We start from the raw sequence: 16,483 nt of genomic DNA, 5'->3' as shown, positions 1-16,483 counted from the left end.
TTATTTATAATAAATTTTTTCTTCAAGTCTTAAATCAATATATTCTATTTTTTGACCTTGAATCTCTGGTAATAATAATTTCAAATTCGAAAGTTGCTTGTCAACACTTTTAGTGCTATCAAAAATTGCTTTCCAGTTAGCTTCAGGATAAATTTCTACCACAAAATCAGTTTCGGGAATTAAAACTTTTTTAATGCTTAAACCAGTTTCTTTTGGAAATTTGGTCCATAAATCCTTCACAAAACCCACAAAATCTTGGGTAAAAATTTTATCACCAAGTTTAGTATCTCGATTGATCTCGATTTGCGGTAAATTTTCAGGATTTTTCTCCATTTTAAAAGTCACCCCGTCACTATCAACGAGATAATCATTAGCATTAAATTTCACTATCAATTTAGCTTCCCTTCTTTCCAAGACAATTTTAAGCGCGTCAGGAATTCCTTTATAAATTGCGATTTTTTTAAAAATTGGATATTTTTGGGAAATTTCCAGTTGTGTTTCGTTATTTGGAAAAAGAAAAACATTATCCCGCTGCGTTATTTTTTGATGAACAATTTCCGAAATTTGTGGCTCAAAAAGATCCGCCCCTTCGATATAAATATTTTTAATTTTAAAATAAGATGAAAACAAAAAGAAATATACTAATCCAACAATCAGAATCCCCAATAACAAAAACCAGATAATTTTTGGTGAAACCTCAACAGGTTCTCGGGTTTTCGCTGGTCTATACGTATAAACTTTTGGATTGTGATAAACTCGTCTCATTTAAATCCTATTTTTGATAAATTTAGAGAATAGTCCACTTTTTTTAACTTCCATATTGCCTAGAAATTCAATTTCTTCTTCAAGCTCAAGATTAAATTTCTCTTTAATTTTTTGCTGTACGTTCTTGACTAACGCTACAAAATCCCGAGCCTTCCCCCCACCTCGATTAATAATAAAGTTAGTATGCTTTGGTGAAATTATTAATTTTCCACAACGCTCTTTTTTTGCTCCGGCTTTATCAATTAAAAGTGCGGCGGGAATTTTACCCTCAATGGCAACCATTTGCATGCTCGGATCTACTTGATGATGTGCTGTTTCGATATTTTTAAATACACAACCGGCTGATGATTCTAAGGGAATTTTTTTTGATCGCATCCTTAAATAATTATCTACAACCCTTAAAACCCCTTCGCGACTTTGCGATTTTATCTTAATCCGAGCCGATAATATCACCGGTCTTTTGAAATTATTCGAGCTCAAACTAGCACGAGATTTTAATATCGACTGGCGGTATTTAAAACCAAAATCCTTATTGTCAATTTGTTTAATCTCTCCATCTGAATCTAAAATCGTCACGCTTTCAACCACATCAGCTAAACATTTTCCATATGCACCAGCGTTTCCGTAAATTCCTCCGCCTAAAGTCCCAGGAATCCCGCTTAAAAATTCTAAACCACCCAAGTTTGATTCAGCTAACCGTCTAATTAAATTTAAAAGTAAAATCCCAGATTCGGCAAAAGCTGAATTCTGGCCAAAAACCAATTTAGCGGTTTCATTTTTAATAATCAAGCCCTCAAAACCCGCATCAGAAACCAAAATATTGCTACCTTCACCAATCACCAAATAGGGTATTTCTTTTTCGTGGGCAAATTTTACGGCCGCAATTAATTCATTAGAATCCGGGGTATGATAAAAATATTCGGCCGGCCCCCCAATTTTGATGGTAGTATGTTTGCGCATTGGTTCTTTGAATTTTAATTTTGAACCTAATTTTTCTTTTAATAATGATTTAATTTCCATAATTTTCCTAAAAATGATATTTATTTAAATTGATTAAATCTGATGTTGGGCGATAAACTTTTTAGCGACCAAGTCTAATATTCCCGCACCCATGGTGACAACTAGATCATATTTTTGATAATTTTGCACTAAATATTTTAATACCTCTTTTTGATCGCGAAAAACCTGAATTTTTCTCGCTGATGACTTAGAAATTGCCCCAGCTAATTCTTGAACACCAACGCTCTTATCTTCTTCACGACCGACCACCTCATAAACCGACATAATCGCTAAATTTTCGACACCAGAAAAAATTTTCACAAAATCATCAAATAATAAACGGGTTCGCGAATACTGATGGGGTTGAAAAATTACTAAAACTTTTTTTCCAGAATATTTCTGCTCAACCACTTTCAGGGTTGCCGCAATTTCTGTAGGATGATGTGCATAATCATCAATAAAATCAGTTTTACCAATTTTCCCCAAATGTTCAAATCTACGACCTACTCCAGGAAATTCAGATAAAATTTTTTCAGCTTCCGAAACCGATAAACCTAATTTTTCAACAACTTTAATGACCGCCAAGGCATTCATTAAATTATGTTCACCTGGAATTTGTAAATGTAAATTGTACTTAGATAAATCTTTTTTTGAATATTTTATAATTTCACATTTAGCGGAGTTGGCCATTTTTCTAACATTTTCATTATCCCAGCACAAAACCGCAAAACCGGTTTTTGGTATTTTGGATAGGAATATACGAAAAGTTTTTAAAATTTCCGGCAATCCCCCCTGAAAATAATCTAAATGTTCAGGTTCAATATTTAAAATAATTGCGGCCAGATTTTGAAAATCCAAAAAACTTCGGTCATATTCACAACCTTCAGTAATAAAATATTTTGACTTTTTATTAAATTCTAAATTTGAATTTGAAAAAGGTCTAAATTCCCCACCCACAAAAACTGTTGGATTTTGGTTTAATTTTTTCAAAACAAAACCCAGCATTGCGGTGGTAGTGGTTTTGCCGTGCATTCCGGAAACAGTAATACCAAAGTTGTCTGATATTAGTTTGCCTAAAAAAACTGAACGCTTGTAGGTAGGGATTTTCATTTTCTTAGCTCTTTGTAACTCTGTGTGCCCCACAGAATTTGGAGTAATCGCTGAAGTAAAAATCACTTCGTCAATATTATTAGTAATATTTGCCGGTTTTTGACCAATTACAATATTTGCACCCATTTTTTCAAGATTCTTAATTTCATTGTTTTCTCGAATATCCGAACCTGAAACCTGTTCGCCTCTCAAAATTAAATATTTGGCAATGGCAGACATCGAAATGCCTCCAATCCCAATTAAAAAATAGCGCATTTTAAAAACTCCTTCTGCTCAAATTATAGCACATTTTTAGGTTTTATTTAATGAGATCGAGCACGTTTTTAGCAATCGTCGTGGCGGCATTGGCTTTATATAATGAATTTGCATTTTTGCCTAATTGTTCTAATAAAAATGGTCGAGAAATCAAACTTTGGACTTTCTTTAAAAATGAATTGGCGCTTAAATTTTCTTCTTTGAGAACTACGGCCGCTTTTGCCTCACGATAAATTTCGGCATTTGATACTTGATGGTTTGCCGCCGAGGTTGGCAAAGGAATAATAATTGAGGCTTTGCCGAATGCAGATATTTCCGATAAAGATGAAGCACCGGCTCGCGCAATCACTAAATTGGCTGCTTTTAAACCATAATAAATTTCTTCGGAAAAATCAAAAATTTGATATCGTTCTTTTAATTCTGTGGCTAATCGTTTTCTTTTCTGATTCACCCTTTCAAAATCTTCCACTCCCGTAAAATGCAAAATCTGAGTAATGCTTAATAATTTTTTCAAATTTTTCAATATTAATTCATTAATTCGAAAAGATCCTTGACTACCCCCAAAAACTAAAGTAATCGGTATTTGGTCGGATAGCCCAAAAATTTGATATGCTTTATTTTTTTGTAAATTCAAGATTTCTTTTTTAATTGGTAACCCTGACCAAATAATTTTTGGTTGAATTTTTTTAGAATAACTCGAAGCTGGAAAGACGGTGGCAACTTTTTTTGCCAATCTGGACAGAAATTTATTTGACAAACCCATCACACTATCTGATTCATGAATTAAAATCGGAATTTTTAAAAACCAGCCAGCCATTGCTACCGGCACGGTTACATATCCGCCTTTAGCAAAAATTGCTTGAGGCTTTTCTCGAAGTAAAATCGAAAGAGATTCGAAAAAACCCAAAATCACCACTAAAGGTGTTAGAAAATTACTTCCGGACCAATATCTTTTAATTTTTCCGGCATGAATTCCATAAAATTTAAAATCAGTCCCTGAGACAATCTTAGCTTCCATGCCCGATTTTAAACCAATATAAATAAATTCAATCTCAGGATCAATTTTTTTAATTTCATCAGCCACGCTTAAAGTTGGTCGAATATGACCTGCGGTCCCTCCGCCAGTTAAAACAATTTTCTTTAAAACCTTCATTTTATAAATCCTAAATTAATGTTTTTTCTCGACGGTATGCTTGGAAATATTCATTAAAATTCCCACTGCCGCCAGAGAAATTACCAAAGAAGTACCTCCAAAACTAATAAATGGTAAAGGCACACCCGTAAAAGGTAAAAATCCCAGCATCACCGCCAAATTAATAAAAGCTTGCCCTACAAACCAAATAATTATTCCTGAAGCCAATAATCGACCATAATTATTTGGGGCTCTCTTAACAATTGCCAAACCCCGAATTGCAAAAAAGATAAAAGCTAAAATTACCAACACTGCCCGCAAAAACCCAAACTCCTCACAAATTATGGCGTAGATAGAGTCAGTATGAGCCTCGGGTAAATAATTATATTTTTGTCGGCTATTTCCAAAGCCTAAACCCCACCAACCACCAGAACCAATCGCAATTAAGGTTTGGTTGATATGGTACGAAACTCCTAAAACATCTTTGCCAGGGTTAATAAAGGCAATCACCCGTGCCCAACGATATGGTTCACTTTTAATTAATATCCATCCCACAATACCAATTATAGGAATAAATAAGGAAAGGTGCCAAAGCTTGGCGCCAGCCATAAAATAAATCCCAAATCCAATTGCCGCCAAAATAACCGCTGTCCCCATATCAGGTTCTCTCATTACCAAAAAAAGGGTCAAAGTCAATATTGCGGCGAAAGGCAAAAACGTCTTCCAAAAACTTGCCACGTCACTGGTTTTTTTATCAAGCCAACCGGCAAAATATAAAATTAGGGCTAATTTCATAATTTCAGATGGTTGAAAAGATAATGGCCCCAAATTAATCCAACGATGCGCTCCGCCGATATTTTTACCAATTGTTGGAAAAAAAACTAACATCAATAAAATTAAACTGATCGAAAATAGATAAGGTGATACTTTCTTCCAAAAATTAAAATCAATATTATAAAAAATAACCCAAAAAATAATCCCGATTCCAAAGGCCAATAGCTGCCTCACCAAAAAATAATAATTCGATTTTCCTTCGGTGATTTGATATGATCTGACAATTGAGGCTGAGGTAATCATTACCAAACCTAAAACCACTAATCCAAAAACAATGAGAGCAATAGAAAAATCTGGTTTTTTGCGGGCATGATTAATCATTTTTTATCTCCTCGACCAATTTTTTAAATAATTTACCTCGCTCCTCAAAATCATGAAATTGATCCAAACTCGAACATGCCGGTGATAATAAAATTATATCTTTGGCAATCGAAATTTGGTTTGCTTTTTCAAAGGCTTCTTTTAAATTTTTAGCAACAATGATATTTTTTAAAACTGAATTTGGCTGACGTAAATATTTTTCAACCTCCCGTTTTATTTGCGTCGCACTTTCACCCAATAAAATTAAAAACTTTACTTTGCATAAAATAGTTTTGGCTAATTTAGAAAAATCAAAATTTTTATCTTTGCCACCACAAATTAAAATCAATGGTTCATCAAAACTATATAGAGCGGCGATTGTTGATTCAGGAGTGGTGGATTTTGAATCATTGTAAAATTTGCGATTTAGTTTTTCGCCAACAAATTCTATCCGATGTTCAAGGCCTGGAAATTTTATTAGTGATTGATATATTTCTTCAGGTTTAATTTGATATAAAATTCCCACCAAACTTGCCGCCATTATATTCTCTAAATTATGTTTGCCAATCATTTTCAAATTCTTAACAGATCCTAATTGATATTGTTTGCTCATAAATTTAATCATTAATTGACCTTGATCAAAATAACTTGAAGTTGAGTTTTTTTCATTTGCACTAAAAAATAAATTGTGGCTGAGATTTTTTTGGGCTAGTTTTTTAATTATTGGCTGATCAAAATTTAAAATCGCAAAATCGTGATGGCCTTGAAATTTTAAAATATTACTTTTTGCGGCGACATAATCTGCAAAACTGCGGTGAATATCTAAATGATCTGGGGTGATATTTAAGATAACTGAGATATGCGGACTTTTTTTAATTTGGGCTAAATCTTGAAGTTGGTAGCTCGAAAGCTCTAATAAAACCAAATCATTTTTAGAAATTTTATCCAGATGCCCCAATAATGAACCACCAATATTGCCACCAAAATAAATTCGATTCTGTTTAGAGCCATATTCCCGATTTGAATCTAAGGAAAATATTGGCTGATATTTATTTTTCAAAATTTCAAAAATTAAATGACAAGTCGTAGATTTTCCATTAGTTCCTGTCACACCAATAATTTGTGCCGGGCAATTTTCAAAAAATAAATTAGTTTCTGACGAAACTGGGATTTCAGCCTTAATAATCTTTTTTATCCATAAAGAATGTTTCGGAATCGCTTGATTTATAAAAATCATTTTTGCATTTTTAAAATCTGACCAACGATGTTCGCCTAAATGATATTCTACATTTTTTAAATCAGCAAGTTTATCTAATGTCGGTTTAAGCTCGAGTTTAGTTTTTAAATCAGTTACCAACACTTTTGCCTTTTGATTGGCCAAATATCTTACCAAGCCTTCACCACCGCCATGTGTTCCCAAACCCATCACCGTCACGTTTTTATTATTAAAATCCATAAAACCTCTTTCCTAATCTTAGTCTCAGCTCTTCAACCACGACCAATTAAGGCAATAAAAAATCCTAAAAATGCCATTACCGAACCTAGGACCCAAAATCTCATCACGACTTTCGGTTCTGGCCAACCCTTTGCTTCTAAATGGTGGTGAAATGGCGATGATAAAAAGATTTTTTTACCACCAGTAATTTTTCGATATGTTACTTGAATAATAACTGATAAGGTTTCAATTACAAAGATAAAGGCAATCACCGGCAAGACCACGATAGTATCAGTCAACATCGCCACCACACCAATTGTCGCTCCCAAGGCTAATGAACCGGTATCACCCATAAAAAATCTCGCTGGAAAGATATTAAACCACACAAAAGCCAAAGTCGCCCCGACTAAGGTGCCACAAAAAATAGCTAAACCAAAATGGCCTTCAATAAAAGCAATTCCCCCTAATACAAATAAAACAATTGCCGATAATCCACCCGCTAAGCCGTCTAAGCCATCAGTAATATTGACGGCGTTGCTCATACCCACAATGACAAAAACAAAAAGTGGTAAATACCACAAACCGATCGTGAAATCACCTACACCCGGGATATGAATAAAATTCCAACCTAGCTTATAATAAAACCACCAAGCGCCCAAAATTGCAATTACCAGCTGCCAGATGAATTTATGACGACCGCGCATGCCTTTAAAAGGACCGACTTGGCGAATATTCAAATAATCATCAAAAGCGCCCAAAAGCGCAAAACTAATGAGTGCAAAAAGAGGCAAATAAGTTTGCGATCGACTTAAATTAAAAACTAAAGTCAAAACTAAAGTTGTCACCCAAATTAATAATCCACCCAACACTGGGGTATTTTCTTTCCCTTGATGTAGTTTATTATAAACCGGGCTATCGGCTTTTTTGATATGCTTTGCTGCATGATATTTATATAAGAGACGACTCAATAAAGGTGTCCAAGCCACCGCAATCACGAAGGATAAAGCGGTATAACCAAAAATTCTCATTAAATTAGCAACGTCTAAACTGATAAATTCTGACATTTTGACTCCTTTGTGGACAATGCTGCCACTACCTCTTCCATTTTTAAGCTGTGCGAACCCTTAACTAGAACTAAATCATCTTCACGAACTAACTTGGAAATTCTTGCTACCGCCTTTTTTGAATCTGCAAACCAAAAATCAGCTTTTTTGTAAAATTCAAAATTCGGCCCGACCAACACTAAAACATCGGCTATCTTTCGAGCTTTTTGGGCAATTTCCTTATGCCCTTTTTTTTTATAACTTCCCAATTCCATCATATCACCTAAAACTGCGATTTTTCTGCCAGCTTCGGTTTGCGCCAACATATCTAAAGCCAAGGAACACGACAGCGGATTTGAATTATAAGCATCATCTATAATTTTACTATTTCTCACCCCTCTCAGCAAATTAAACCTACCCACAAGTGGTGCTAAGTTTTTTAAGACTTGTTCGGATTTCTCAGGATCAATTTGATAAATCTGCGCTACTTTTTTGGCCGCATTTTTAGCTAAATTAAATCCATCCGATCGAAAGGTTATTACCTTAGCTTTGAGATTTTCAGCCATGGCCATAACTCGCGAATCATCCTCATTCAGAATTGCAAATCCATTTTTGGGTAAATTTTGCACTAATTTCGCCTTTTCGCGCGCCACATTTTCCACTGATTTAAAATTCATCAAATGTGTCGGACCGACAGCAGTTACAATCCCCACACGAGGCTTTACAATTGAAAGTAAATAATCAATGTCACCGGGTTTATCAGCCGCCATTTCTAAAACCAAAACTTTCGGGTATTTTTTAGAAAAAAGATATTTGTTAATCCCCGAAACTAAAACCTGCCACCATTGCCATTTTTCAGGTGTCCGAGCAATTCCCAAAATCGCTAAAGGTAAACCCAGTTCGTTATTCAAATTCCCAAAATTTCGATAAATTTGTTGACCAAATTTTATTTCTAAAACTGCAAAAACCGCCTCTTTGGTACTGCTTTTAGCAATACTGCCCGTAATACCAATAATTTCTGGTTTGAACTTGCGAATTATGGCATGGCTTTCTAATTTTAAGAGCCAAAATAAAAAATTTAGATAAATTTTTTTCATGGAAATTACTTTATTTGATATTTGCTAATTATATCCTAAAATTAACCAAAATTCAAGCTAATTTACTATCTTTCTTTGGGAACTTGATAATAATTTAAAAGCCATTCTGCCATTTCACCAAAAACTGGTGCGGCTGAACTTTCTGCCCATTCGACATTTTTAGGTCGATCTATTTTCACGATCATGGCGAATTTTGGATCATGAGCTGGCGCAAAACCTGCAAATGAGCCAATATTTGCATCTTCAAGGTATCCGGCCTTGTCAGGATCTGGAATTTGTGCTGTGCCAGTTTTTCCAGCCACCCAATAACCTGCCACCCTAGCCTTCTTACCATGACCACGCTCAACTACTGAAATCATCATCTCGGTTATTTTTTTAGCGGTCTCTTCAGAAATTATCCTTCTCACAATTTTTGGTTTACGAACAATTGTTTCATTATTTGGTCCCACTATTTTTTCTACCACCTCAGGTTGCATTAAATTGCCCTTATTTGCGATTGCGCTGTATGCCGTTGCAATTTGAATTGGCGTGGTCGAAATCCCTTGTCCAAACGAAGCCGTCGCTAAATTGATTGGTCGCCAATTTTTTAATTCCGGAATTTCTCCGGGAGTTTCTCCGTCAAGATCAATTTGAGTTTTTTGGCCAAAGCCAAAGTCTCGAACATATTTATATAAAATCTCCTTACCGAGTAAATTTCCCAACCAAACCATCGCCACATTGTCTGAGTTTTCCAATACTTGAGTCATTGTTTCCCGGCCATAAGCTTCACCGGTTGAAGTTTTGATTGTATATGAACCGACTTTAACTGAAGACCCAAAAACACCCTCTGTGTCAGGCTGAACTTCACCAGTATCAATCGCCGCCGCCATTATGATTGGTTTAAAAATACTCCCCGGCTCCCACGGATAAACTGTATTCGGGTTATTAAAAATATCCACGGATTTTTGTTCAAAAAATAAATTTGGATTAAAATCTGCAGATCCTGCCATGGCTAAAATTTTACCAGTTTTGGGATCCATAATTAATATCGATCCAGAACCGGCTTGATTTTTAGCCACCGCCTCTTTGATTTTTTGTTCAGCGATATACTGAATAGTTCGATCTATCGATAAATATAAATCTGAGCCGTCAAAGGCTTTTTCATTACTCAGTAAAAAATTATTAGAATTAAAAAAATCTTTTTCAACATCAATTTGATTTGTGGTGCCTTTTAATTCTTGGTTATAATATCCTTCTAAGCCATATCTGCCCTCGCCTTCTGCATCAACAAAACCCAAAACAAAACTCGCTAAATTATTTTCGGGATAATACCGCCACATATTCGGTACTAACATCACCCCATTAATATTCAAATCTTCAATTTTTTTGGCAGTTTCGGTGTCAATTTTTTTCTTCACCGGCGGAATATAAGGTTTATTGTTATTGATTTGATCGTAAATTTCTTTTTCTGTCATTCCCGTTAACCCGGATAATTTACGCGCCACTTCTTTGGGATTCTTAATATTTTTCGGCACCATCAACAAATCGTAAAAATGTAAATTGGTGGCTAATTTTTGCGGTTCAGTTTCGCCTTGATCATAAACAAAAATTTCGCCACGGTTGGCGACTAAGTCTTTGGTCACAGTATATTGTTTTTTAGCTAAAGCAGTGTAGTAATTATTTTGGAGAACTTGTTTTTTAAAAAGCCCAAGGACCAAGCCTAGGCCAATTATAATGATGATGGCAAAAACTATATTTAAACGACGGTTGAGAATACTCATGAAAAGTCTAGACCTAAGCTATTTTTTGCTAATTGTATTATTGGTTTTTAAATAATTGATTTCCACCGACGGCACCATTCCCAAACCCTCAGCCGTATTTTTGATATTATCAATTGATTTTAGCTGGGAAATTTGAACTTGCAGGCTTTCATTTTGTGAAATTAATTCCATTTTAGCTTCATCCATGGCTTTAATTCGATATGCTTTGGCACTTGATTGTTGAGATTGCACTAAATAAAATAACGCTAAAACCGAAATAATAATAATCGTAATAAAATTAAGAGAAACCGGCCCAATTTTTAAGCGTTTGTTAATAGAAGTAAATTTTGATTTTTCAAAGGCTAAGGAGCCGTTTAGAGTCATTGGTCTCATTTAAAAGTCCGAATCTAGCAGCAGCCAGCTCCTTTTTGTTTTAATTCAAAGTAGGAGGTGAACAAAACAAATTATTGGAGGTCACGGATGCCCCCCCTAAAATAATAATCCGTGATATATCCCCAGAATGGGGTAAAGCTCCCCCGAAAGAGGATGGAGCTGGCCGCTATTATAATTAAGATAAAAGATTAAATCGAAAAGATCAAAAAGCTTATTTTAATATTTTTAATCAGCATTTTCACTCTTTGTTTTTGCTCTTTGCTTTTTGATTTTTGATTTTTAATCTTCTTCATACTCCCAGATCACCGAGATGCTCAGCAATATCTGTGGATTCTTTTTCTGATTCCTTCTTGTATTCATCCCAACGGACTCGATCCCAGACTTCAAGGCGATTATATAAACCGCAGATAATAACTTCAGATTTCAAGCCGGCAAAACTTCTTAAAAATGACGGGATGACGATTCTGCCCTGCTTGTCAATTTCCAGATCAGCCGCGCCTGAAAACATTAATCTTGAAAAGGCTCTTGCGTCTGACTGGCTAATGGGTAATTTAGATAAATTATCAGCTAACTTTTCCCACTCAGAATTTGTATAAATAAAAAGAGAATTGTCTAATCCTCTGGTAATAACACAACCTTCGGCCAATTTTGGTCGAAATTTAACTGGAATGGCAATTCTGCCCTTGTGATCAATTGAATGCTGGTATTCGCCGATAAACATCGTAATCTCTCCACGTTGCCCCACTTTTATCCACAATTTGTATCATTAACCCCATTATAATCCACCCCGATTTTCTGTCAAGATACCCATCTGTTGATAACTCCAAACAAAAAAAGGCTTTTTAGCCTTTTTTGAATTTTTAATAAATTATTAATTAAATCTTATTTTTGAGATCTTCGGCCCATTCTTGTGCTTTTTCAATTTCACCATCAAATAACGGTCCTTCTTTGCCTTTTACATAAAAGGCTTGCGGCGAAGCCACCATTTCCGCTCCAGCTTGGGCTAATTTTTTGGATATTTTCCCGGCTGCATCCCCATGGATAAATAGCTTCACCCGGGTATCAAAAGCGGCCGCTTTAATATTCTCCAAATCACCGCTCTTTAAAGTATCCAAAAAATCCAACATTTTTTTAGATGGCCGAAAAGCATTTACCGGGCTTCCAACAACCAATAAATCGATTTTAAAAGATTGGTCATCGGTAATTTCCGAAACAGCAAATATTTCTGCCTCTAATTTTTCCGCAATTGTTTGGGCAATTTTTTTAGTACTGCCATAATTTGAATCATAAATCACTAAACTATTCATTTTTAAACTTTCTTATTATTCGGCCACTCAAAAACATGAATATCTTTAGACATTTTAAAACCAACTTTTTGATAAAATTCTTTCAGCCCAGGATCTTTTGGATCATTGTTGAGCTGAATAAAGGTAGTGTTATTTGTCCTCGCTAATTTTTGGACTAATTTTTTGCCAACTCCTTTACCTCGATAATCATCATTTACCATCACGTCAACAATAAAACTATAACGAACCCCGTCTCCAATAATTCTTCCCAAACCGACCGCTTTATTATTAAGATATGCAATCCCTAAAAAAAGCGAACTCAACAACATTTTCCTAACAAAAATCCGATCTTTGTATCCAATTGAGTTATATTCCAAAACAAACTTGTCAATCTGTTTTGCAATCTGATTCTTCTTATATATTTTAATTTCTATCATTTATGCTCCAATTTTATCCCATAAATAATTTTTCAATTCTAAAATGGCAACGCGGTCTTGTTTCATGGTATCACGATTACGAATCGTCACTTTTTTATCTTTCTCGGTTTCAAAATCTACGGTTACACAATATGGCGTACCGATTTCGTCTTGGCGTCGATAGCGACGACCAATCGAGCCTGATTCATCAAATTCAACTGGCCAACACATTTTCAAATCCTTATAAATTTCATTAGCCTTATTGGATAATTTTTTAACTAATGGCAAAATTGCCACCTTGACCGGTGCAATTGAGGGGGCAAAATGCAAAACTGTTTCTTTTTCAGTCACAGCTTTGGTAGTTTCAGTCCTCGCTTCAGTTTCTTCAAAGGCATCACAAATTACCGCTAACATTAAACGTTCTATCCCTAAAGTCGGTTCAATCACAAATGGTAAATATTTTTTCCCGCTTTCCTGATCAAAATAATGTAAATCTTTACCAGAAGCTTTTTCATGAGCTTTCAGGTCAAAATCAGTCCGATTCGCTACTCCGGTTAATTCTTTCCACCCGAACGGATAATTAAATTGCAAATCCACAGTCCGTTTTGAATAGTGCGATAAATCTTCTTTCGGATGTTCATATTCTTTAATATTTTCTTCTTTTATGCCAAGCGATAGGACAAAATCTTTCCAATTTTTTAGCCACTCGTCAAAAGCCGCTTCGTCTTCGCCGGGTTTTATGAAATATTCAATCTCCGCAATTTCAAATTCACGCACTCGAAAAAGAAAATCTTTAGTATTGATTTCATTCCGAAATGATTTTCCCACTTGTGCAATTCCAAAAGGAATTTTCTGTCGTGCAGTTTCTAAAATTAGCTTAAAATCGCAAAACATTCCCTGTGCGGTTTCCGGCCGCAAATATGTTTTTGAGTTCTCGTCTTCAATCACACCAATATTGGTCTTAAACATCGGGTTAAACTGCTTGATTTTATAATTGGTGCTAATTACGCATTTGGGACAAATTACCTCACCACTTTTTGCCAAAGTCTCTCTCGCTAATTTTATATTCTTTTTATATCCATCTCCTTCCGGATGAAACATAAAATATAGATCTTCCCAATTTTGTGCCCATAGAATCCATTCTTTGCTAGTCTTGGGAATTTCATCTACAAAAATAAGATCTTCTCTGAATCTCGCTTGACAATTTTTATTCTGACATTCCATCAGAGGATCCATAAACCCTTTTTCGTGTCCTGACGCCTGCCAGACCTTTCGATTCATAATAATTGATGATTCTAAACCAACTACATCATCCCGTTCCTCAACAAATCTCTTCCACCACAGTCTTTTAAGATTATTTTTCAAGGCGACCCCATATGGTCCGAGATCATAAAAACCATTTACACCACCATAAATTTCCGAAGATGGAAACATAAAACCTCTTCTTTTCGCCCACGAGACAATTTTTTCTAATTTATTTTCCGCCATTTTACTCCTTAATTTTCAACTTAAATATAACAAGCGAGCTTATAAAAGTCAAAAATATAAAAATTTTGACATTTGACTTTTGAGTTTTAACTTTTTATCTCACATACACCCTTGGAATGGCTGGTGAAATCCGAGAAACGATTTCATAATTAATTGTGCCTAATAATCCCGCTAGTTCACCAGCGGTGATTTGTTCTGATTCCTGCTTGCCGATTAAAACCACTTCGTCGCCAAGCGCCACATCTTCAACCTGGCTAACATCAACCATTAAATCGCACATTGAAACTTTCCCCACTATTAAGGCTCTTTTGCCTCTGACTAAAACTTTAGCAATATTTGACAACCGACGATCAATCCCATCTGAATATCCGACTGGGATTACAGCAACTTTAATCGGAAAAGTCGTGGTGCATGCTCCTGAAAAACCAATTTTTTCACCGCCAGAAAGTTTTTTCAAAGAAACAATTCGGCTTTTCCAGGTTAGTGCGGGTTTTAGTTCAAAAAAACTGCCTAATTCTGGGTTCGGAAATAATCCATAAACCGTCAAACCCACACGAACCATATTAAAATGAGTACTTGACATTGATAGCGCCGCGGCGGAATTTGCTATATGAGTTAAAGGAATTTCGTATCCCTCGTGTCGCAACACATCGGTAATTTTTTGAAAAGTGCCCAATTGTTTAAAAGTATAAGACTTATCGCGATTTTCGGCGGCGGCAAAGGTTGAATAAACACCTTCAATTTCAATTTTAGGAGTATGTTTGAGATGATCAAAAAATGCTGAAATTTCATTTTCCAAAATTCCATATCGGCACAAACCAGTTTCAACTTTAACATGCACTTTGGCTGGTTTTTTCGTTTGTAAGCCGGTATGGGATATTTTTTTAACCATTTCAAGGTCAAAAACCGTTAAAGATAAATCCTTGGTTACTGCCTCTACCAATAAATCTTCATCAGGACGGCCAAAAACTAAAATTGGTAAAGTAACTTTATTCTTGCGCAACATTAAACCATCTTCAACTGAGTCTACTCCCAAAAAATCTGCGCCCACTCGAGCGGCGGTTTTGGCAACCTCGACTATACCATGACCATAAGCATTGGCGCTTAAAACTACTAAGATTTTGGTGCCCCCAACCGCCTTTTTTAAATTCTGGCAGTTCTCAGCAATATGGCCTAAATTAACCTCAACGTAATTTTTCATTCTTGCCTCTGGTTAACCATATTAAAAAACTTTGATGATTTCAATTTTTTTTCCGAAATATTTTCAATATACATTTCTAGAAAAAGATTAAGCTGAGAAAGATTTTTGGGTCGAATTCGATCCAAAACATCAATGTCGTGTTCGAGAAATAATTTAATAATTTTTAAATTTTCTAACGATATAGGAACTACAAAATCTTCTTTTGCCGCACAACCAGGACAAACTACACTACTATGTTTGATGCTAAAATAATTATTTTTAGCGGTGATGGGTTTTGGACAATTTTGGCATTTTTTAATCTCGGGCCGGTATCCCAAAATTGCTAAGATATTAATCATAAAATAATCTATTATTAGTTTGAGGTCAAGCCCTTCAGATGAATTCAGTTTATGAAATGCGGCTAAGGTTTGAAAAAATACTCGACGTTGGCTTTCTTTTTCATTCAAAAGCTTATCCAATAACTCACAAATAATAAAAGCGGCCGAGGTTTTTTTTAAATCTTTTTTAATATTTTTAAAACTCTCAATAATCTCAGCCGAGGCGACGATTTCTAAATTTCTGCCTTCTATTAAGATTAAATTAGAATATGAAAATAATTCAAGGTTACCAGCCAATTTCGCGGTTGGTTTGCGGATTCCTTTGGCGATGGCGCGAATTTTACCTCTTTTACCGGTTAAAATCGTGAGAATTTTATCCGCTTCAAAAAAATCCCGGCCCCGAATAATTATGCCTGAATCCTTGTGTTGAATCAATTCACCTCCCTCTTAATTCTATTATATTCCCAAAGCCAAGATTACTCAATAAAAAGAGGGAAAGCTTCCAATGTTTTGTGGTTTGGAGTACTTTCCCCTAATTTGTGATAAAATTTAACCTACAAAAACCTTTGATGCAAAAATTTTAAATAATCCTCTCTGTAGATTATAATAATCCTTAAATGCAATTTCCGCGCCGCACCCATAACAATAAAGTGTAATTTTCCCAGTTCCAGAA

Annotated in this window: 16 protein-coding genes; all 16 read right to left on the bottom strand. The window is 35.2% G+C overall.

Going from position 1 to position 16,483, the window contains the following annotated elements; all coding sequences use genetic code 11:
* The 16 genes from VJJ80_00270 to recO all read right to left on the bottom strand — a co-directional run bounded on the left by VJJ80_00270 (position 1) and on the right by recO (position 16,245).
* Positions 1 to 765, bottom strand: coding sequence for a cell division protein FtsQ/DivIB (locus VJJ80_00270; GenBank protein HLC38554.1), 765 nt, complete (start codon positions 763 to 765; stop codon positions 1 to 3).
* Positions 766 to 1,785, bottom strand: a complete 1,020-nt coding sequence (murB, locus tag VJJ80_00265) for a UDP-N-acetylmuramate dehydrogenase (GenBank protein HLC38553.1) — start codon at positions 1,783 to 1,785, stop codon at positions 766 to 768.
* Between the two features lie 33 nt (positions 1,786 to 1,818).
* Positions 1,819 to 3,129 carry a Mur ligase domain-containing protein gene (locus VJJ80_00260; GenBank protein HLC38552.1) on the bottom strand — a complete coding sequence of 437 codons (1,311 nt, stop codon included), beginning with the start codon at positions 3,127 to 3,129 and terminating at the stop codon, positions 1,819 to 1,821.
* Between the two features lie 43 nt (positions 3,130 to 3,172).
* Positions 3,173 to 4,282: an undecaprenyldiphospho-muramoylpentapeptide beta-N-acetylglucosaminyltransferase gene (gene murG, locus VJJ80_00255; GenBank protein HLC38551.1), complete on the bottom strand. Its 1,110-nt coding sequence runs from the start codon at positions 4,280 to 4,282 to the stop codon at positions 3,173 to 3,175.
* A gap of 15 nt (positions 4,283 to 4,297) precedes the next feature.
* Positions 4,298 to 5,416 carry a putative lipid II flippase FtsW gene (ftsW, locus tag VJJ80_00250; GenBank protein HLC38550.1) on the bottom strand — a complete coding sequence of 373 codons (1,119 nt, stop codon included), beginning with the start codon at positions 5,414 to 5,416 and terminating at the stop codon, positions 4,298 to 4,300.
* Positions 5,409 to 6,851 (bottom strand): UDP-N-acetylmuramoyl-L-alanine--D-glutamate ligase, encoded by a 1,443-nt coding sequence (gene murD, locus VJJ80_00245; GenBank protein HLC38549.1) that lies wholly within the window; start codon positions 6,849 to 6,851, stop codon positions 5,409 to 5,411. Before murD ends, ftsW begins: the two co-directional genes overlap by 8 nt.
* Positions 6,852 to 6,883: 32 nt before the next feature.
* On the bottom strand, positions 6,884 to 7,894 hold the full coding sequence (mraY, locus tag VJJ80_00240) for a phospho-N-acetylmuramoyl-pentapeptide-transferase (GenBank protein ID HLC38548.1): 1,011 nt from the start codon (positions 7,892 to 7,894) through the stop codon (positions 6,884 to 6,886).
* Positions 7,873 to 8,970, bottom strand: coding sequence for a UDP-N-acetylmuramoyl-tripeptide--D-alanyl-D-alanine ligase (gene murF, locus VJJ80_00235; GenBank protein ID HLC38547.1), 1,098 nt, complete (start codon positions 8,968 to 8,970; stop codon positions 7,873 to 7,875). Before murF ends, mraY begins: the two co-directional genes overlap by 22 nt.
* 65 nt (positions 8,971 to 9,035) lie before the next feature.
* Positions 9,036 to 10,730 (bottom strand): penicillin-binding protein 2, encoded by a 1,695-nt coding sequence (locus VJJ80_00230; GenBank protein ID HLC38546.1) that lies wholly within the window; start codon positions 10,728 to 10,730, stop codon positions 9,036 to 9,038.
* Positions 10,731 to 10,748: 18 nt separating this feature from the next.
* Positions 10,749 to 11,093, bottom strand: a complete 345-nt coding sequence (locus VJJ80_00225) for a hypothetical protein (protein HLC38545.1) — start codon at positions 11,091 to 11,093, stop codon at positions 10,749 to 10,751.
* A 298-nt stretch (positions 11,094 to 11,391) separates the two neighbouring features.
* Positions 11,392 to 11,823 (bottom strand): division/cell wall cluster transcriptional repressor MraZ, encoded by a 432-nt coding sequence (gene mraZ, locus VJJ80_00220; GenBank protein ID HLC38544.1) that lies wholly within the window; start codon positions 11,821 to 11,823, stop codon positions 11,392 to 11,394.
* Between the two features lie 154 nt (positions 11,824 to 11,977).
* Positions 11,978 to 12,409 (bottom strand): flavodoxin family protein, encoded by a 432-nt coding sequence (locus VJJ80_00215; protein HLC38543.1) that lies wholly within the window; start codon positions 12,407 to 12,409, stop codon positions 11,978 to 11,980.
* A gap of 2 nt (positions 12,410 to 12,411) precedes the next feature.
* A complete protein-coding gene (locus VJJ80_00210; GenBank protein ID HLC38542.1) occupies positions 12,412 to 12,825 on the bottom strand; it encodes a GNAT family N-acetyltransferase in 414 nt (137 codons plus the stop codon).
* Complete coding sequence (locus VJJ80_00205) at positions 12,826 to 14,292, bottom strand: glycine--tRNA ligase (GenBank protein HLC38541.1); 1,467 nt, start codon at positions 14,290 to 14,292, stop codon at positions 12,826 to 12,828. It lies immediately after the preceding gene.
* Between the two features lie 94 nt (positions 14,293 to 14,386).
* Entirely contained in the window at positions 14,387 to 15,493 is a 1,107-nt protein-coding gene (gene alr, locus VJJ80_00200; protein HLC38540.1) for an alanine racemase, read from the bottom strand.
* On the bottom strand, positions 15,490 to 16,245 hold the full coding sequence (gene recO, locus VJJ80_00195; GenBank protein ID HLC38539.1) for a DNA repair protein RecO: 756 nt from the start codon (positions 16,243 to 16,245) through the stop codon (positions 15,490 to 15,492). Before recO ends, alr begins: the two co-directional genes overlap by 4 nt.
* Positions 16,246 to 16,483: the final 238 nt, after the last annotated feature.

The sequence above is a fragment of the Patescibacteria group bacterium genome (genome assembly GCA_035288465.1).
Taxonomy (GTDB): domain Bacteria; phylum Patescibacteriota; class UBA1384; order DATEAH01; family DATEAH01; genus DATEAH01.
This window is presented reverse-complemented; position numbering and strand designations above follow the sequence as displayed.